This window comes from Pedobacter sp. Leaf216, assembly GCF_001421515.1.
Lineage (GTDB): Bacteria > Bacteroidota > Bacteroidia > Sphingobacteriales > Sphingobacteriaceae > Pedobacter.
Window position 1 is genome coordinate 1 of the sequence record NZ_LMKM01000012.1, and the last position, 17,876, is coordinate 17,876.

At 37.2% G+C, this 17,876-nt stretch carries 17 protein-coding genes; 9 read left to right on the top strand and 8 right to left on the bottom strand.

The features are described 5' to 3' along the window. Positions 1 to 127: 127 nt before the first annotated feature. A partial coding sequence (locus ASE74_RS25115; protein WP_235526050.1) for a hypothetical protein occupies positions 128 to 310 on the bottom strand: 183 nt, incomplete at its 5' end. A 1,002-nt stretch (positions 311 to 1,312) separates the two neighbouring features. Here ASE74_RS25115 and ASE74_RS09735 point away from each other — a divergent pair. Continuing rightward, positions 1,313 to 2,278, top strand: coding sequence for a lipid A deacylase LpxR family protein (locus ASE74_RS09735; protein ID WP_162235805.1), 966 nt, complete (start codon positions 1,313 to 1,315; stop codon positions 2,276 to 2,278). After that, positions 2,278 to 3,387 (top strand): acyloxyacyl hydrolase, encoded by a 1,110-nt coding sequence (locus tag ASE74_RS09740; protein WP_055907869.1) that lies wholly within the window; start codon positions 2,278 to 2,280, stop codon positions 3,385 to 3,387. The genes ASE74_RS09735 and ASE74_RS09740 overlap by 1 nt, the downstream gene beginning before the upstream one ends. Here ASE74_RS09740 and ASE74_RS09745 read toward each other — a convergent pair. From ASE74_RS09745 to ASE74_RS09755, 3 genes are read right to left on the bottom strand one after another with little or no spacing between them, the layout of a single operon-like run. Then, positions 3,384 to 3,743 carry a CoA-binding protein gene (locus ASE74_RS09745; RefSeq protein WP_055907872.1) on the bottom strand — a complete coding sequence of 120 codons (360 nt, stop codon included), beginning with the start codon at positions 3,741 to 3,743 and terminating at the stop codon, positions 3,384 to 3,386. The genes ASE74_RS09740 and ASE74_RS09745 overlap by 4 nt on opposite strands. 40 nt (positions 3,744 to 3,783) lie before the next feature. Further along, complete coding sequence (locus ASE74_RS09750; RefSeq protein ID WP_055907874.1) at positions 3,784 to 4,251, bottom strand: DinB family protein; 468 nt, start codon at positions 4,249 to 4,251, stop codon at positions 3,784 to 3,786. A gap of 33 nt (positions 4,252 to 4,284) precedes the next feature. Continuing rightward, positions 4,285 to 5,826 (bottom strand): NAD(P)/FAD-dependent oxidoreductase, encoded by a 1,542-nt coding sequence (locus ASE74_RS09755; protein ID WP_055907877.1) that lies wholly within the window; start codon positions 5,824 to 5,826, stop codon positions 4,285 to 4,287. Between the two features lie 586 nt (positions 5,827 to 6,412). Between ASE74_RS09755 and ASE74_RS09760 the strand changes: the two genes are divergently transcribed. From ASE74_RS09760 to ASE74_RS09780, 5 genes are all read left to right on the top strand, one after another. Further along, positions 6,413 to 6,994: a LemA family protein gene (locus ASE74_RS09760; protein ID WP_055907879.1), complete on the top strand. Its 582-nt coding sequence runs from the start codon at positions 6,413 to 6,415 to the stop codon at positions 6,992 to 6,994. 84 nt (positions 6,995 to 7,078) lie between these two features. Beyond that, positions 7,079 to 7,522: a TPM domain-containing protein gene (locus ASE74_RS09765; protein ID WP_055907882.1), complete on the top strand. Its 444-nt coding sequence runs from the start codon at positions 7,079 to 7,081 to the stop codon at positions 7,520 to 7,522. 3 nt (positions 7,523 to 7,525) lie between these two features. Continuing rightward, positions 7,526 to 8,299, top strand: coding sequence for a YgcG family protein (locus tag ASE74_RS09770; protein ID WP_055907886.1), 774 nt, complete (start codon positions 7,526 to 7,528; stop codon positions 8,297 to 8,299). Between the two features lie 88 nt (positions 8,300 to 8,387). Then, entirely contained in the window at positions 8,388 to 8,777 is a 390-nt protein-coding gene (locus ASE74_RS09775; RefSeq protein WP_055907889.1) for a hypothetical protein, read from the top strand. A gap of 43 nt (positions 8,778 to 8,820) precedes the next feature. Next, on the top strand, positions 8,821 to 9,369 hold the full coding sequence (locus ASE74_RS09780; RefSeq protein WP_082458728.1) for an NUDIX hydrolase: 549 nt from the start codon (positions 8,821 to 8,823) through the stop codon (positions 9,367 to 9,369). Between the two features lie 41 nt (positions 9,370 to 9,410). Here the strand turns inward: ASE74_RS09780 and ASE74_RS09785 are convergent, their stop codons facing one another. Beyond that, positions 9,411 to 10,439: a S41 family peptidase gene (locus ASE74_RS09785; protein ID WP_055907892.1), complete on the bottom strand. Its 1,029-nt coding sequence runs from the start codon at positions 10,437 to 10,439 to the stop codon at positions 9,411 to 9,413. 16 nt (positions 10,440 to 10,455) lie between these two features. Further along, positions 10,456 to 12,219: a S41 family peptidase gene (locus tag ASE74_RS09790; RefSeq protein WP_055907895.1), complete on the bottom strand. Its 1,764-nt coding sequence runs from the start codon at positions 12,217 to 12,219 to the stop codon at positions 10,456 to 10,458. Between the two features lie 212 nt (positions 12,220 to 12,431). Here ASE74_RS09790 and ASE74_RS09795 point away from each other — a divergent pair, with 212 nt between their 5' ends. Both ASE74_RS09795 and ASE74_RS09800 read left to right on the top strand, forming a co-directional pair. Next, positions 12,432 to 13,475, top strand: a complete 1,044-nt coding sequence (locus ASE74_RS09795; RefSeq protein WP_055907898.1) for a sensor histidine kinase — start codon at positions 12,432 to 12,434, stop codon at positions 13,473 to 13,475. Continuing rightward, positions 13,472 to 14,191, top strand: coding sequence for a LytTR family DNA-binding domain-containing protein (locus tag ASE74_RS09800; protein WP_055907901.1), 720 nt, complete (start codon positions 13,472 to 13,474; stop codon positions 14,189 to 14,191). The genes ASE74_RS09795 and ASE74_RS09800 overlap by 4 nt, the downstream gene beginning before the upstream one ends. 104 nt (positions 14,192 to 14,295) lie before the next feature. Here the strand turns inward: ASE74_RS09800 and dnaA are convergent, their stop codons facing one another. After that, a complete protein-coding gene (gene dnaA / locus ASE74_RS09805) occupies positions 14,296 to 15,726 on the bottom strand; it encodes a chromosomal replication initiator protein DnaA (RefSeq protein WP_025145530.1) in 1,431 nt (476 codons plus the stop codon). Between the two features lie 535 nt (positions 15,727 to 16,261). Continuing rightward, entirely contained in the window at positions 16,262 to 17,809 is a 1,548-nt protein-coding gene (locus tag ASE74_RS09810) for a methylmalonyl-CoA mutase (RefSeq protein ID WP_055907902.1), read from the bottom strand. Positions 17,810 to 17,876 lie beyond the last annotated feature (67 nt).

The window sequence follows — 17,876 nt, forward strand, 5'->3', positions numbered from 1 at the left end:
GTTAGACACCACCTTTAAAATAAAGCTACGTAATCATGTACTTTGATCGGTACTCCATTACCTCGCTACGCTACATTGACATCTCTTTTAAGAACTTGCTGACCTGGTAACCTCACGGCCGGYCATTTTATATATCTTCGGTTTCAGTTTGGAAAAGTCTTCTTCGTCTTCCCCGTGTTTCATCCGTTTCAATCTTTTTTCTGTTTGCTTTCCGCAACATCCGCTGCTCAGCTTTTTGCCCTTCCTTTCGGTTGGGAGTGCAAARGTAAGGATCTTTTTCAAACTTCCAAATAAAATAAATTTTATTTTTNCGCAACATCCGCTGCTCAGCTTTTTGCCCTTCCTTTCGGTTGGGAGTGCAAAGGTAAGGATCTTTTTCAAACTTCCAAATAAAATAAATTTTATTTTTCAGGCCTTCTTTTTTCCTTTCCCCTTATTTCAACTTGCTGATTTTATTCAGCTTTCCGTCCTTCCGGAGCGGGCTGCAAAGGTAGCAATCTTTTCCTCRCCYGCAACATTTATTTTAAAATAAACCCTGCCCTATCATCACCATCTGCCATCCTTTCATTCAAAACCCTTCCTCCGAAGCGGGATGCAAAAGTAAGGAATTTCAGCTTATCCGCAAAGAAAATCNAAGCGATTTTGGTCTCCTGCAACTTTGCAACCACAAATTATGCGCACCGCAACATTTATTTTAAAATAAACCCTGCCCTATCATCACCATCTGCCATCCTTTCATTCAAAACCCTTCCTCCGAAGCGGGATGCAAAAGTAAGGAATTTCAGCTTATCCGCAAAGAAAATCCACAGAATATCCAAAGGTCCGACGTAACTCGATGGTTTTCAATAAGAAAAATTTAAAGGGGAAGCCAAACTTTTTGGAAGTTAACGTGTTTATAGGGGCTTTGTTCATAGGGATTGCAAGGTTCAATCTGCGCCCAGCTGTTTCANAAAATTTAAAGGGGAAGCCAAACTTTTTGGAAGTTAACGTGTTTATAGGGGCTTTGTTCATAGGGATTGCAAGGTTCAATCTGCGCCCAGCTGTTTCAGGTTACCGGAAAACCCTGCAAAATAAACCCGATTAAAATGAAAAGCCCGCAGCGCAGTGAGGACTTGTAATGAAACGCGGGAAGAAACTTATATCGTAGCAAGGAACAGGCTTTACAGATAACAATAAACACATTGGTGGATTTCTGAAATTCTACAACATATATTAAAGCTTACAAATGCTTATGCCTACCTATATCGTAACAATAAATTTTAAACAATATTTAATACTTTTATGCTTTTATTATAATTATCCAAAAAAAAACATGAAGTTCCTATTCAAACTATACCTTTCTCTCCTTTTTATCGGAATAGTTGAGGTTAGTTATGCTCAAAATTACAAAAACGAGCTTGTTATTATTTCTGAAAACGACGCTTACATAGATATTACAAGTGACCGCTATTATACTAATGGCGCATTTATTAAATATAGGCATGCATTAAATGGAGAAAATTTAAAAACGGGAAGAAGCAAGGAGATTATCGGTTTCGAACTTGGTCAAAAAATATATAACCCTTATTATAGTTTTGTACCAAACCCTGCGCTGCACGACCGCCCGTTTACAGCTTATCTTTATGGCGAGGCAAATTATAGCCGTTACTACACCAATAAACAGATGCTTAAGGTTTCTGCACAGATTGGAATTACGGGTAAAGATGCCCTGGGTGAACAATTTCAGAAGGCATTTCATAAATTAGTTGGGCAAAATCAAATTGAGGGTTGGGAATACAGCTTAAATAGCGAACCTACGTTAAATCTGGGTGCAGAATATAATAAGCTTCTGATTGAAACAAATAATAAAATATTTGATGTTACCGGAACTGCTTCGGCTGCACTTGGCAATGTAATTACGAAAGCAAACCTGGGCGCAATATTCCGTTTGGGCAGATTTAATGATATGGATGGCTCAGCTGCCTTTAACAGTTTGGTAAGTAATAATAATGTAAACAAGGCGCAACGCAAGTATGAGCTGTTTCTTACTGTAAGTCCGCAGTTACATGCTATTGCTTTTGATTCCAGTTTACAGGGTGGCTTATTTTTAAATGATAAGGGCCCAATTACCTTTAAACCCAAACCTATAGTATTTACCACACAGGTTGGTTTAACTTTTGCCATTGCACGTTGGACGGCCAATTATACTGCTACCTTTACTTCTAACGAGGTTAAAAATAGTGCTACTGGCTATCGCTACGCCTTTTATAGTCTTGCTTACCGTTTTAGTAAAAGCTAATGAAAAAAAATTTACTCATTTTAGTTATAGTGCTTACTGGCTTCACATTTGCGAAAGCTCAAATTGTGCCAGAAAATCATTCGATTATTTTGAAGCCTGTATTTGGTACGCACGTAAATAGTGATCAAGGACATTTATTTCAGGATCAGATTACGGGTTTTGATGCGGCTTATTTTAAAGATATTAGCCAGAACAGCGATAAATGGATTGATTTTATTGGGGCAAAATCATACGGGATTGGTTTTATTTTCAGAGATCTGAGTAAGTTAAAGGGTACTAAGGATACTTCTGAACATGCGTTTGGGCAGGTATATGGCCTGGTTGCACAAATGGATTTTGAGTTGTTTAAAATTGGGAAAGTCAAATTTAACTTTACACCGGGTGTTGGCCTGGGCTATACCAATAAGTATTATTATAACAATACTAAAAACAGATTTTTAGGAAGCCCTATTAATGAAACGATAAAAGCTGATTTGGGCATAGAACTGCCGATAAGCAAATATACTGATTTAATGGCGGGCTTTGGTTTTTTGCATGTATCTAACGGTGGTGCAACTGTTCCAAATGGCGGGTTGAATACCGGAAATGTTTACATCGGGCTTAAACTAAACAATCAAAAGGCATTAACAGCTGAGCGGAAGAGTACATATACTACGCTCCAAAGAAATTCTGTTGAGGTTAGTGCTGGTTTAGGTGCAAGGGGATTATTTGGCGACCGCACAAAAAGCTTATATAAAAGCGGATTGTATGCTGGTTACAATTTCTTCCTTAACGATGTAATATCGTTGAAAGCAGGAGCAGATGCAGTTTATTATTTCACCACTTTTGATCCAAATAATTATGTTGGTACTTTCCAGAATTACGGCTCATCGTATGATAAATGGCGTACAGGTATTAGTGTAGGGGCAGATATTAATTTATGGCGCATTACAGTTGCAGCTCAAATCGGGAAGTATATCCATTATAATAGGTTAATGGAAAAAGCAACATGGTACTGGACATTCGGCCCCACTTATAACATTACGCCACATTTGGGTTTACAAGCAAAAACTTATATGCACTTTGCCCAGGCAGATTATGTTAACTGGGGTATAGTTTACAGGTTCTAATATTGCCCTGTACTTAACAACACTAAGGTACATGCTTCAATGGGCTCGATATCATGCTGATCCAGAAGTTTTTCGAGTTCATAATTCTCGGTACCGGGATTAAAAATTACGCGTTTAGGCTTAGTTGCCAAAATGTAATCGTGATATTGTGGCTGCAGCGCAGGACCGATATATAAGGTGATGGTATCAATATCGTTGTAAATTTCGCCGGGTTTTTCAATTTCTACCCCCGCAACCTCTCCTTTTTTTATCCCAACATTTACAATTTCGTGGTTAAAACGTTTGAGCATATTTGCTGCTTTATATGCGTATCTTGATGGATCTGGCGATGCACCTATAATTAGGGTCTTTTTCATTTTTTAGTAAATTAAATACACAGTTTGAGTATTACTGAGATTAAAACTTGGAAAGTAAAGCAATTTGCCCTGAATGATAGGCATGGTGCTGTGCCAATCCACTTACAAGTTCTACATTGGTTACAGCTGTTCCTAAAGCTGGGTTTCTTTCGCTTTTCACTTCATCATCCCACTGGTTATCTTTAATTGCTTCGCAAACCCTGATCAATTCTTCATTTGCAATTTTAAAATTGAAGATAATACGCTCCCAATCTTTTGGTGTTCTACCTTCTGGCTCAGGCCAATCACCCATTGCAGGTTCTTCAGCTGGTTTACCTGTTAATCTTGAAGAAACTTCTTCCGTCCATGCGGTTAAATGCAGGGCAATTTCAGCAATAGAATGGGCACCTGGAACAAAATGACTAAATGCACTTTCGGGATTAACGTTATTAAGCGTTTGCATTACATGATTACCATGCCAGGCATCGCCATTAAAGGCTTTTTTTATTTCATTCGTGATATTAAACATACCAAAACAACAATTGGTACAATATAAAGTTTGTTATGATGCGCTTAATATTGCATTTGCACAATTAATGCCATCTATTGCCGCCGATACAATTCCACCTGCATAACCGGCCCCTTCGGCACAAGGATACAAACCTTTTACCTGTGGATGCTGATAGGTTTCTTTATCTCTGGGAATCCTGACCGGTGAAGATGTTCTACTCTCTACCCCAACTAAAATTGCCTCGTTTGTATAATAACCTTTTATCTTTTTGCCGAACAAAGGCAGTGCTGCACGCAAACTATCGGATACAAAATTGGGCAAAATATTATCGAGCATTGAACTTTTGGTACCTGGGAGATATGAATTTTTCGGCAGATCTATAGATAACTTATTGTTTACGAAATCGACCATGCGTTGTGCGGGTGCTACTAAGTTACCTCCACCAGCCTCAAAAGCCATTTTTTCAATTTCTGATTGGAAATGCAACATCCTTAAGGGATCATAGCCCTGAACATCATCCATAGTAACCTGAACCACAGTACCAGAATTGGCATATGGATTATTACGCTTTGATGGCGACCAGCCGTTAATTACAATTTCATTTTCGCCTGTAGCGCAAGGAGCGATAATGCCTCCGGGGCACATACAAAAAGAAAATACACCACGGCTACCTACCTGTTCTACCAAGCTGTAATATGCTGGCGGTAAAAATTCTGAACGGATATCGCAATGGTATTGTGCGGCATCAATAATTTCCTGAGGATGCTCAATCCTTACACCCAAGGCAAAAGGCTTGGCCTCGATCAGGATATTTTTACGGTTTAAAAGTTCATATATATCTCTAGCTGAATGACCGGTGGCAAGGATAACCTCGTCGGCAAACAGCTTTTCTTCAAAATTGATTTCTATTCCTTTTACTTTACCAAATTCGACCAAAATATCAGTCATCTGGCTATCGAACATCACCTCACCCCCAGCATTTAAAATCGTATCTTTAATGGAAGTGATAATATGCGGAAGTTTGTTTGTACCGATATGCGGACGGGCATCTATGGCAATATCAGGCTCTGCGCCGTGATTTACAAAAACCTGAAGCACTTTATTAATATCGCCACGTTTATTGGATCGGGTATATAATTTACCGTCTGAGTAAGTACCCGCACCTCCCTCTCCATAACAATAATTAGATTCGGTATTTACCAATCCTTGTTTGTTAATGGCAGCTAAATCTCTGCGTCGCTGTTTTACATCTTTACCACGCTCGATAATAATTGGTTTCAATCCATTTTCGATACATTGCAAGGCAGCAAATAATCCTGCCGGACCAGCTCCAATGATAATTACGGGTTTAGCCGCACTTACATTTGGATAATTTATTGTATACACTTCCGGGATGGCTTCTTCATCAACAAAAACCCTTATTTGAAGGCGGAAGATAACTTTTCGGGAACGGGCATCAATCGATCTTTTAAGAATTTCGTAGCCGTTGATTCTAGCTTCGGGTAGCTTTAAAGCTTGAGCAAGTTTTTGGTTGATCAGCTCGGTTTGCTCTACCTCATGAGGGAGCATTGTAATTTCGATGTCTTTTTGCATAACATGTCGGGTTTTTATCCCGAACGCTACAAAGATAGATATCTGACAGCATATTTGATGATTTAGCATATGAATAAAAACTATTAGCATACTAAGTAATGCTTTTATTTTTTTTGGAAAGCAATTGCAGTATTTCATTGGAAACTACAGTCCCGCTCCGCTTCTGCCGATTGAAGAAATCGGCATCTCGCTCCGATCGGGTTTAATGGGGTTATTTTCTGCTACTATGCCGGTTTTCAGTGCTACGAACCTAAGTTTATAGCCCCGATCGGAGCGCGCATCCCGATTTAAGCACTGGTTTATGTTATATTTGGTGTGCTTGCTTGTTTCACAAGTTTTCTATCGGGATAAAGCAAAGAGCGGGACAACCATACAAAAAAGCGAAAAGCTTTGCGCTCCCAAAAAAAGAACAGGCTTATATACTCAAATTACCTAATCAAAATATCCTGATTTTTCCTTGTTAAATTTAAGTAGTTTCTTGTCAAGCTGTCAGATAAATACCTAAACTGTAACAAAGGCATGCATTTTGATATCTAATTCGTAAATTGACCATAATTCAATTCGATAAAAGACAAAAACCATAAAAATGAAAAGATTAATATTTGGAATTCTTGCTGCAGTAATTGCGGTTAGCACTTTAAGTTCATGCGGTTACAACAGCATGGTTAAATTGGATGAGAACGTTAAATCGAAATGGGGAACTGTACAAACCCAATATCAAAGAAGGGCAGATTTAATTCCTAACCTTGTAGCTACCGTTAAAGGTGCAGCAAAATTTGAACAAGGTACTTTAACTGCCGTAACAGAGGCCCGTGCCAAAGCAACACAGATGACGGTTAAGGCTGATGAATTAACCCCAGAAAACATTCAGAAATACCAGGCTGCTCAAGGGCAATTAAGCCAGGCTTTAGGAAAATTATTATCTATTACAGAAAATTATCCGGAATTGAGGGCTACACAACAGTTTAGCGATTTATCTGCTCAGTTGGAAAGTACTGAAAACAGAATTACTGTTGCACGTAAGGATTTTAATGATGCTGTACAGGAGTATAATGGTAAAATAAGGTCGTTCCCTACCAATTTAACTGCAGGTATGTTCGGTTTTAAACCAAAAGGATATTTTGAAGCAGATGCTTCTGCTAAAGATGCACCCAAAGTAGAATTTTAATTTTTTAAGTACAATAGATAAGGGTAGTAAATGTTTATTTAACTGAACATTTATTACCCTTTTTACTTCATATAAAATATACACATGCCTTTATTTTCAGATATTGAACAGGAAAAAATAGCTGATGCGATTTCCAATGCCGAAAAAGCAACTTCAGGAGAAATCAGGATCGCTATTGATAAACATTGCGAGGGTGATCCATATGAAAAAGCCATCGAATATTTTGCAAAACTTGATATGGATAAAACAGCCAAAAGAAATGGCGTATTGATTTATCTGGCACATGCCGATCATAAATTTGCCATTATTGGCGACGTTGGAATTAACCAGGTGGTACCACAAAATTTTTGGGAAACCACAAAAGTTGCGATGACGGCGCACTTTGCAAAAGGCAATTTAGGAGATGGCATTATTGCCGGTGTTGCCTTGGCTGGAGAAAAGCTGGCTTTATTTTTCCCTCCTCAAAAAGGTGATATTAATGAGTTGCCAAATGATATTGTTTTTATGGATAACCTAGAGAACAAATAAAAGATGAAGAAAATATTCCTTTTATCACTGTTTAGTTTACTATTCACTTTTGCTTTTGCGCAAGATTTTCCGGAAAAGCCAAGTACGTTGGTTAATGATTATGCCAATGTATTATCTACAGAGCAAAAACAGGCGCTCGAAAATAAATTGGTAACCTTTAACGATTCTTCATCTACTCAGATAGCCATAGGCATATTAAAATCTGTAGGTGATTACGACATTAATGAATATGCTGTAGAATTGGGGAGAAAATGGGGCGTTGGACAAAGTGGCAAAAACAACGGCATTATGATCGTTGTGGCTGTAGGCGACCGAAAAATCTCGATACAAACCGGCTATGGTTTAGAAGGTGCCTTACCCGATATTTACGCCAAACGTATTATAGATAATGACATTAAACCCAATTTTAAAGCAGGAAATTATTATGCCGGTTTAGACGAGGGTACCACTTCCATTATAAAATATACCAGAGGCGAATATAAAAATGACAATCCAAAAGCTTCTTCAAAGAAAGGCGGCTCAGGCAGTATCGTTATTATTATCATTATTGTTATTATCATCATCATTATTATGCGCAAAGGTGGTGGAGGCGGAAGCGAAGTAATTGGCGGTCGAGGAGCATCTAATGCTTTATTTTGGGCCATGCTTTTTGGAAGCGGTGGCGGTGGCCGAAGCAGCGGTGGCTGGGGAGGCGGTTCTTCTGGCGGAGGCGGCGGTGGATTTGGCGGCTTTGGAGGAGGAAGTTTCGGCGGTGGCGGAAGCAGTGGAAGCTGGTAGTCAGTTCATAGTTCATAGTTTGGAAAAGTTTTTCAATAGCATGTTACCCCATATTTAAACTTTGCACCAATTTTAATATTGCAAATTAATGTACAGAAGAGATTTAATCACAGCAGAGATACAGAAACTTGCCCAGGTTCTGGCCCGCCTTATGGGCCTTAAATTGGAAGGCAAATTAGCAGAAGCAACTCAAATTTTCGACGAAACCATGAATAGTGGCTTTCAGTTACCTAAAGAAATTTTGGAAGGTGAAGACCTCACGATTTTTGAAAAATGGTTATCAGAAGCCAATCTACCGCCCGAAAAGCTCGATTCGTTAAGTGAATTTTTATATTATGAACTAGGAGTGAGCGATGACCGCAATAAAATAATTGCACCAAAACTTAATTTAGTTTATCAATATTTGTCAGATCAGCACAAGATTGTACATTTGGTGAACCTGCACCGCCAAAAAACTATACAGCAGTATATCAGTTAAGTTGGCGGTTTTTAGTTTAAAATAAATTCAATAAAAACAAAGAATGATTATAGAAAAGTGGCAGAAGATTGCCTCTAAATATTTAGTAAGAGAAAAGTGGGCTACCTTGAGGGTAGATGAAGTGAAGCTTCCGGATGGCATTGTAAAAGATGACTATTACGTTTTGGAATACCCGAACTGGGTTAATGCAATTGCATTAACTGAAGAAGGAAAAATAATTATGGTTCGGCAATACCGCCATGCGGCTGATATTGTTTCGCTTGAGGTTCCGGGTGGTGTAATTGATGGTGATGAAGCACCTGAATTTGCCATTAAACGTGAGCTTTTGGAAGAAACTGGTTATAGCTTTAAAACCTGTAAGTTTATTACTGAACTCTATCCAAATCCGGCAACTTCTACTAATAAAACTTTTACCTACTTTTTAACTGGCGGCGTTAAAACACACGAACAACATTTAGATGAACATGAAATACTAAATGTTGAAGAATATACAGTTGATGAGGTTAAACAGTTTATTAAAGAAAATAAAATTGCACAGGCACTTCACGTTGCTGCCTTATTTTACGGCCTTACCGAACTAGAGCAGCTTTAAGGGTATACGATTTATAAATAAAAGCTCCTTAAATTTAAAATTTATGGAGCTTTTTCATAAACGGATAGTTTATTTTTAAATACCTCAAATGCTTTTTCGAGGTACAGTTGTTGATCTGTTCCCTCATTTCCAGTTAGCTGGTCAATTTGAATATCACCAACCACACCTTTTCCAATTTCGGCATATTGTTTTAAATTCCTATCGATTGTAACGCCTTCGGTTAGAACTAAAAAAGCTCCGTCGGTAAGTTCATGTTCCTGATTTGCTGAAGTCAATCCATTGGTTTTATTCCCAACCAGGGTAACATTCTTTTGGCCAATAAAAGATATGGTTGTAAATTCGGCACTACTGGCTGTTTTTTCATTAATGAGTATCACGAGGTGAGGTTTCTTGATTTTTATTTTGCCTGTAGTGAGTTTAAAGAGATAAACCGCTTTATTATTTTCATATAACCTGTCATCTTTAAAATTAAAGAAATTTTCTTTGCCCTTTCTATCCTTCCAGCCGATTACGTTAGGTTGATCAAGAAAAGGCGCAATTGCCGCATACATTGGTGCAAACATACCCCCATCATTGTTGCGTAGATCTAATATCCATCCTTTAGGTTTTTGAACTGAAAGTTTTAGTAGTTCAGTTCTGAAACGATTTACAAACTCATTCCATTCAGTCATATTGTAGCTATAAAATGCTGGTAAAGCGATATAGGCATAACGGTTTTCTAAAAATGCTGACTGTATTTGTGGAAAAGGCAACCCACTCGCCCGATAACCTTTTACGTAAGAAGCTACAACTTCGGGTGGGAAAAATTTGGAATGCGAATCACCTAATTTTTCAAGCACATCTTTAATTATTGGATAAGTTTCTCTGATGTATTTCAACTTATTGATCTTTTGTGTAACCTCAAGTTCAATTTTGTTCCAATTCATCTTATCGCTGTTTACTGATCTGTTTTTTATAATTTTAAGCGCAGTTTCAACATATGTTTTAATGCTGTCTCCAACTTCTTTTTTAACGGATGCTGAAGATTGAAGGCTGATCAGAACTGACACCCATAAAATGATCTTTTTCATAAGGTATTTTTGTTGGTTATAGCACAGATTTAATTGCAAAATTGAGTTGGGTATCTTTTCCTGAGCAGAGATCTTCAATTTTTAGCCGTACAATTTTATTAATTTTCACTCCTTTTCCCTGGGCAAGTGTACCATCTGGATAATAAATTGCATTACCAGTAAAATAGATATTGTAATTTCCAGGGATATTAATGTGTTTTTCGTCGCCATCCGCCCCTGCCGTTTGCTCGCCAATAGTAATGGCATTCGGAAATATATGCTGTAAATTCATGGTATTCCATTCAGATAAGCTTCTGGTATCCGGATTCACGATAATGCAGACCTTGCCAGTGTAATTAAAACTTTCAGTTTTAACCCCACCAGGATAATAGGTAAAAGTGCCAGCTATTGGTAAAAAGCTACCCAAATTCTTATTATCCGCCTGAAAATACTGTGCGAAAAGATTATGTTGATTTCCGAACTTTTTGTAGATGTAATGAAAAACAAAACCACCCCAACTTGGATAACCCCGCATATCGAAAATGATTGCCTGTTGTTCTGCAGCTAAATTTAAAATAGAATCCATTTTAGCATCCAAATGATCATCTTTAACATCATTTAAAAGCCCGCGTATATTTTCAATATTGAAATAAGCGATTCCGCTTTCCATTACTTTAAATGGTGAGATACTTTCCGTAACTTTTAACTTAGCAATTAAATAATTATTAATTGCCTGAATACCGATCGTATTTTTTGAGGTTACAAAATCTATAAGAACTTCCTTTTTCTGTCCTGATGAAGATACTATTAATTGAAATTTTGAAGAATCATTACTCCACATGAAGTTAGTAACGTAATTATTAATTTTAAAAATTAACGTATTCCGATTGGATGCAGAAAGCAGTTGCTTAAGCCTGTCGACATTCTTATTTATCGATACTCCATCAATTGCTGTAATTAAGTCGCCAACTTTAATACCTGCTTTTGTACATAAATCGGGTACAATAATTTCCTTTACCAATATTTTGTTGTTAATAATCTGGTAATCAAAAGGAGGGTAATATTTGTTTTTAAAAATTTCTTTTTTGTAAGTGAGGTCATCATAAAAGCGGTTATAGGCGTGGGTATCGTTCAGTTTGGCTATAATTTTAAGGAGTAACACTTCGTAATCCATTCGGGAGGCACAGTTTTTAAAAAGCAGGATATTTTTTTTTACTGCTTGGTCCCAAGGCTCATTTATTAATCTTTTATGTGGATAAAGATAATCGATTACGCCCTGAAGCTTTGCCAATGCAAGTAACCTCATGCCTAAGGGCAAATTAATGGAATCGGGAAATTTGTATTTCCGCTCATTGGGAATTTCTGTTGTATAATTCAACGCCGGCACATAATGTTTTCCAACAGTATCTCGGTAAGTGTAAACATTCAATAACTTTTTTTTCAGATCACTGTTAATTAGTCCATTTTTTATATACCAATTATGTAAAACATTATTGTTTGGAAGTTTAAAACCACCGTTATGTTGCATTTCTTCATCTTCACCTAGCTCAGTAATCATTCCCATCAAAAAAATATTCAGTTCAGCTTTGTTATGGATGTTTCCTATAAGATTCTGCTTTTTCATAAAAATAGCATCTGCATCTTCTATCCCTTTTGTAAACTGTGGATGATAGTATTTAAGAAAATTCCATGTTTTAAAAAACAGGAAGTACTTCTCTGTTTCGTTGAATTTTTGTGCATTTGCCTGATAACAAGCAAACACAAGGAGCAAAATACAAAGTGAAGATTTTAGTTTTTTCATATCCCGACAATTAATTTCTTCAAAATTGCAGTACAAGAAATAGGTTTAAGGGATGTAATTGACGAAAGGCATTATTTTATTGATGAACTGGCTGTTTGATCAAGACAGGATCTTATACTTTAAATTTCGGTGTTGGTGTATAAAATTAGGGCTTTCATACTTTTCAGCGCAAGCTTATAAAAGGATTGTATTATTTTTAGCAAATTTCGAAGATGAAAAAAGCACATTTCACCTATTTACACATCGGATATTGGCTTATCTTATGGCTCAAAGAACTGTTATTCGGATTTCAGACTTTTAACATCGGTGATCTTAATTTTGCAAGCATTGCCTCAACGCTCAGTGTTAAACTGATCACGCTTCTTTTTCCGATCTGCATTTTCTACACCAATTTCCTTGTTCTGGTACCTAGGCTAGCAAGAAAAAAAAAGATCATACTTTACATTGTATCACTGATCATTCTTTTTTCAATGCTCGCTCCTATTCATAAATATGTTTATGCAACATTGCTTCCGCAAAAATTCAATTGGTACTCTTATGTTTATTTAGATAAGCTTAATTTCTGGCTATCTTTTCAAACCCTGCTATTTGAAAACTACGTGTACATATTCTTTAGTATCGCGATAAGTTACGTTGGAGAATATTTTGAGACGCAGAAAAGGCAGCAGGAACTTGCCAAAGAACAGGCAATAACAGAACTTGCTTATTTAAAATCGCAGATTAACCCACATTTTTTATTTAATACACTTAATGACATATATGCGCTAACCTATCAAAAAGCAAGTGAGGCACCGGAGGCAGTGCTAAAGTTATCTGAACTTTTACGGTATATGCTTAAAGAAAGCAATGATAAGTTTGCCCCAATTGAAAGGGAAATAATTTACCTAAAAAATGTGGTCGAGCTTTATAAGATCGGTCAAAAAGGTATCGCTTACATCGATTTGGAGATTAATGGTGATGAAACCGGGAAAGAAATTGCGCCGCTAATATTGATCAACTTTGTTGAGAATGCCTTTAAACATGGTATAGTAAGTGATGCTGAAAATCCGATAAAGATCAAGCTTTTCATCAATGATCGTGATTTTAACTTTGAAGTTTCTAACAAAAAGAACAACGATTATAAAGATAAAACGGGCGGAATAGGGCTTGCCAATGTACAACGACGACTGGCATTGATTTATCCTGATAGGCACAAACTTGTGATTACCGACGAAAATGATACTTTTACCATTAACCTGAATCTTAAAAACATATGATCCGCTGTGTAGTTGTTGATGATAAGCCGCTTGCTATCGATATTTTAAATGATTACATCAGTAAAGTGCCCGATCTGATCCTGGTATTCAGCAGTACTAATCCATTAACTGCTTTAGAATATGTGATGAAAAGCGAGGTGGACCTTGTTTTTCTGGATATTCAGATGCCGCAACTTAATGGTGTTCAGTTTATGAAAATTGTTAATGAAAAATGCCAGATTATCCTGACTACCGCTTATGCTGAATATGCCTTGGATGGTTTTGAAAATAACGCCATTGATTATCTGCTTAAGCCGGTATCTTTCGAACGTTTTTATAAGGCGGTGCAAAAGGCTATGCGCCATTTAAACTTAAATGAAGTTACGCAGCCCATAATTAGTTACCAGCCTGCAGAACCTGAAAACGATTTCATTTTTATTAAAACAGAATATAAACTGATAAAGGTTGATACAGATGATATCCTTTTTGTAGAAGGCATGCAAAATTATGTATCAATCCATACTAAAACTGAAAAAATACTATCCCTGCAAAACATTAAAAAAACGGAAGAACAACTGCCCAAAAAGCAGTTTATCAGGGTGCATAAATCTTATATTGTTGCGGTAAAAAAGATAAATAGCATCGAAAGGAGTAGGATATACATAGGTGATGCAATTATTCCACTTGGGGATGTTTACAAAGAACAATTTTATAAATTAATTGAAGGAAAACAATAAAGGCCCGATAAATTTATCGGGCCTTTATTGTTATTGCATAAACTTTGAACATGAACGAAAGGTTTTAATTTGAACCCTTCTACCTTTCTGCTCCTGAACCTGGTTTAGCTCATTTTTAATTTCTTTTGGATATCGTGTACGTAAGCTTTAAACTTTTTATCGGTATCGATTAAATCTTCTACTGTTTGACAGGCGTAGATTACAGTACTGTGATCTCGGCCGCCGAAGAAAGCACCGATTGTTTTCAATGATGATTTTGTATGACTTTTAGAAAGGTACATCGAAATCTGACGTGCCTGAACAATTTCGCGTTTACGTGTTTGCGATTTAACCATATCAACAGGAACTTCGAAATACTCACAAACCAATTTCTGGATATACTCCATTGAAATTTCTTTAGAGGTATTTTTGATGAAGTTTTTCAACATCTGTTTAGCAAGGGCTAAATCAATTTCTTTTTTATTTAAAGTTGCCTGTGCTAAAAGAGATACCATAGCACCTTCCAGCTCACGAACGTTGTTATCAATGTTATGCGCAACATATTCTACAACCTCGCCCGGTAACTCAATACCATCGGCATACATTTTCTTTCTTAAAATAGCAATACGCGTTTCCAAATCAGGAATCTGCAAATCAGCAGAAAGTCCCCATTTAAAACGGCTTAACAAACGTTCTTCCAGTCCAGCCAAATCTTTCGGTGCTTTATCAGATGTTAAAATTACCTGTTTGCCCGATTGGTGTAGGTGGTTAAAGATATGGAAGAAAATATCCTGTGTTTTTTCTTTACCTGCAAAGTTGTGCACATCATCCATAATGATTACATCCATTGCCTGGTAAAAGTTAACGAAATCGTTAATGGTGTTGTTTTTTAATGAATCTACAAATTGCTGGCAAAATTTCTCACAGCTTACATAGATCACCAACTTATCTGGCATGCTGCGTTTAATCTCGTTACCGATTGCCTGCGCCAGGTGAGTTTTACCCAAACCTACTCCACCGTAAATCATTAAGGGGTTAAAAGATGTACCTCCCGGTTTAGCTGCTACAGCGTAACCTGCAGAACGTGCCAGGCGGTTGCAATCTCCCTCAATGTAATTTTCAAAAGTATAATTAGAGTTTAATTGTGGATCAACATTTAATTTTTTTAATCCAGGGATAATGAACGGATTTTTAATATCCTTATTAATGGAAACCGGAATTGGCATCGATTGTACCTTTGCCTCCGCACCATTTCCATTTGAGGGCATATTGGTAGTATAAGGATTACCGCTGTTAGATGATTTATCTACAACGATGTTATATTCCAACCTGCCATCCTCTCCAAGTTGCTTTTTTACAGTCTTGCGTAACAAGCCTACATAATGTTCTTCAAGCCATTCGTAAAAGAACAAACTTGGCACCTGTATGGTTAAAACCTTGCCTTCCAATTTAAGAGCCGTGATTGGCTCGAACCAGGTTTTGAAACTTTGGTTCGGAATGTTATCCTTAATAATTTGAAGACAGTTCTTCCATACTTCTGTACAAGTTTTTTCCATTGCGATTTCTATAATTTATTGGTTTACAGTGCCGATTCGAATTAAAGGGATGGTCCGTTTCGGGACTACGAATATTGACAAAATTATCAACATTTTAAACAAAAATTTCAAATAAATCGTAACGTACTGATAAGGAATATGGTAGCCCGCTTAACCTCAATTTTTTATGTTGATAACTATTTATTAACACTGGTTATCCACATTAACGATAATTTAACGCAGATTACTCCTATTAATTCAAACCGTCAATGAAAAAGCAAATTCTAAGCCATTTAAGCCATATTTATTCATTTTTACCAAAATAATCTTTAATTATCTTTAAATCAAAGTTATAGCCAGAAAGATACAAATTAGCCATAATGCCTACTGTACAGACTTGATTTTATTTAAAAATTTCAATTGGATATTGTATGAATTTTACGACAAGTCAAAGCATTTTTTCTATAGCTACTAAGGAACATAATTTTTCAGCCATCTTAATGCTGATGGTAACAGTGAAACGAGTATTCAGCGCAAAGACAGTGAAACCTGGAGTTTAATAAATCCCGAAACGGCTTCTAAATACATCAGCAATTTCGCCTAGGGTGGCATACTTTTCAACGGCATCAATAATTAACGGCATCAGGTTGGTTTCACCCTGGGCGGCTTCACTTAATTTGTTTAGTGCCTCCTCTACAGCAACGGTATCGCGGGTCGCTTTTAACTGGCTGAGCTTTTCTGATTGCAGCTTGCGTATGGAGTCGTCTACATTAAAAACCTCAGTTATACCTTCTTCTTCCTGCGTAAACTTATTTACCCCTACCGAGATCCTTTCTCCACTTTCAATTTCCTTTTGATACTGATAAGCGGCACTAGCAATTTCATTTTGCATGTAATCGCTTTCAATTGCATTTACCGAACCACCCATAGCATCAATACGATCGATATAAGCCCAGGCAGCAGCCTCAACCTCATCAGTTAGCTGCTCTACAAAAAATGATCCTGCCAATGGATCCACAGTATCTGTAACACCACTTTCGAAAGCGATAATCTGCTGTGTACGCAAGGCAATTTTGGCAGCAGATTCTGTGGGCAAAGAAAGTGCTTCGTCGTAACCATTGGTATGTAAAGATTGTGTTCCACCTAAAACTGCGGCCATTGCCTGGTTACTCACCCTGATTACATTATTTAAGGGTTGTTGTGCTGTTAAAGTAGAACCACCGGTTTGGGTATGAAACCTTAACATCTGAGCTTTTTCGTCGGTAGCGCCTAAATCTTTGGTAATTTTTGCCCACATCCGTCTCGCAGCCCTGAATTTTGCAATTTCTTCAAAGAAATTATTGTGACAGTTAAAAAAGAAGGATAATCGTTTAGCAAATACATTAATGTTCAAACCTTTATTTAACGCTGCTTTTAAATAAGTTTTGCCATTAGCAAGTGTAAAGGCAAGTTCTTGTACGGCGGTTGAACCGGCTTCGCGAATATGATAGCCAGAAATTGAAATGGTATTCCATTTGGGCACTTCTTGGCTACAAAACTCGAAAATATCGGTGATTAAACGCATCGATTGTTTCGGTGGATAGATATAAGTTCCTCTTGCAGCATATTCTTTTAAAATATCGTTCTGTATAGTCCCTGAGATCTGCTTTAGATCGGCACCTTGCTTTTTGGCCAAAGCAATATACATCGCCAGCAAAATCGACGCTGTTGCATTGATCGTCATTGATGTGGTGATATCTTTCAGTTCAATACCATCAAATAAAATTTCTATATCTTTTAATGAATCTATGGCTACACCAACTTTTCCTACTTCGCCATCGGCCATTTCATGATCAGAATCGTATCCAATCTGCGTCGGGAGATCGAAAGCAACCGACAAGCCCGTTGTACCCTGAGCCAATAAATAATGATAACGCTTATTGGATTCTTCGGCAGTTGAAAACCCTGCATATTGCCGCATGGTCCATAAACGGCCACGGTACATATCCTTTTGAATTCCTCTTGTAAAAGGAAATTCTCCAGGCTTTTCTTCCATCGGCTTCACCTCTGTATAGAGTGGCTTAATTTCTATGCCCGAGGTTGTGGTATGCTTCTTATCGCTCATATCTGGTTAGTTCATTAGTTCAATGGCCATTTGGCCAACAACGTATTGCATTACGGTTCCACAGGTA

Excerpts from the sequence above, each read along its gene's own strand:
- ASE74_RS09795 (WP_055907898.1), top strand. The coding sequence starts at position 12,432 with ATGAAAAAAGCACATTTCACCTATTTACACATCGGATATTGGCTTATC.
- ASE74_RS09740 (WP_055907869.1), top strand. The coding sequence starts at position 2,278 with ATGAAAAAAAATTTACTCATTTTAGTTATAGTGCTTACTGGCTTCACA.
- ASE74_RS09760 (WP_055907879.1), top strand. The coding sequence starts at position 6,413 with ATGAAAAGATTAATATTTGGAATTCTTGCTGCAGTAATTGCGGTTAGC.
- dnaA (WP_025145530.1), bottom strand. The coding sequence starts at position 15,726 with ATGGAAAAAACTTGTACAGAAGTATGGAAGAACTGTCTTCAAATTATT.
- ASE74_RS09775 (WP_055907889.1), top strand. The coding sequence starts at position 8,388 with ATGTACAGAAGAGATTTAATCACAGCAGAGATACAGAAACTTGCCCAG.
- ASE74_RS09780 (WP_082458728.1), top strand. The coding sequence starts at position 8,821 with ATGATTATAGAAAAGTGGCAGAAGATTGCCTCTAAATATTTAGTAAGA.
- ASE74_RS09750 (WP_055907874.1), bottom strand. The coding sequence starts at position 4,251 with ATGTTTAATATCACGAATGAAATAAAAAAAGCCTTTAATGGCGATGCC.
- ASE74_RS09770 (WP_055907886.1), top strand. The coding sequence starts at position 7,526 with ATGAAGAAAATATTCCTTTTATCACTGTTTAGTTTACTATTCACTTTT.
- ASE74_RS09745 (WP_055907872.1), bottom strand. The coding sequence starts at position 3,743 with ATGAAAAAGACCCTAATTATAGGTGCATCGCCAGATCCATCAAGATAC.
- ASE74_RS09800 (WP_055907901.1), top strand. The coding sequence starts at position 13,472 with ATGATCCGCTGTGTAGTTGTTGATGATAAGCCGCTTGCTATCGATATT.
- ASE74_RS09765 (WP_055907882.1), top strand. The coding sequence starts at position 7,079 with ATGCCTTTATTTTCAGATATTGAACAGGAAAAAATAGCTGATGCGATT.
- ASE74_RS09810 (WP_055907902.1), bottom strand. The coding sequence starts at position 17,809 with ATGAGCGATAAGAAGCATACCACAACCTCGGGCATAGAAATTAAGCCA.
- ASE74_RS09790 (WP_055907895.1), bottom strand. The coding sequence starts at position 12,219 with ATGAAAAAACTAAAATCTTCACTTTGTATTTTGCTCCTTGTGTTTGCT.
- ASE74_RS09735 (WP_162235805.1), top strand. The coding sequence starts at position 1,313 with ATGAAGTTCCTATTCAAACTATACCTTTCTCTCCTTTTTATCGGAATA.
- ASE74_RS09755 (WP_055907877.1), bottom strand. The coding sequence starts at position 5,826 with ATGCAAAAAGACATCGAAATTACAATGCTCCCTCATGAGGTAGAGCAA.
- ASE74_RS09785 (WP_055907892.1), bottom strand. The coding sequence starts at position 10,439 with ATGAAAAAGATCATTTTATGGGTGTCAGTTCTGATCAGCCTTCAATCT.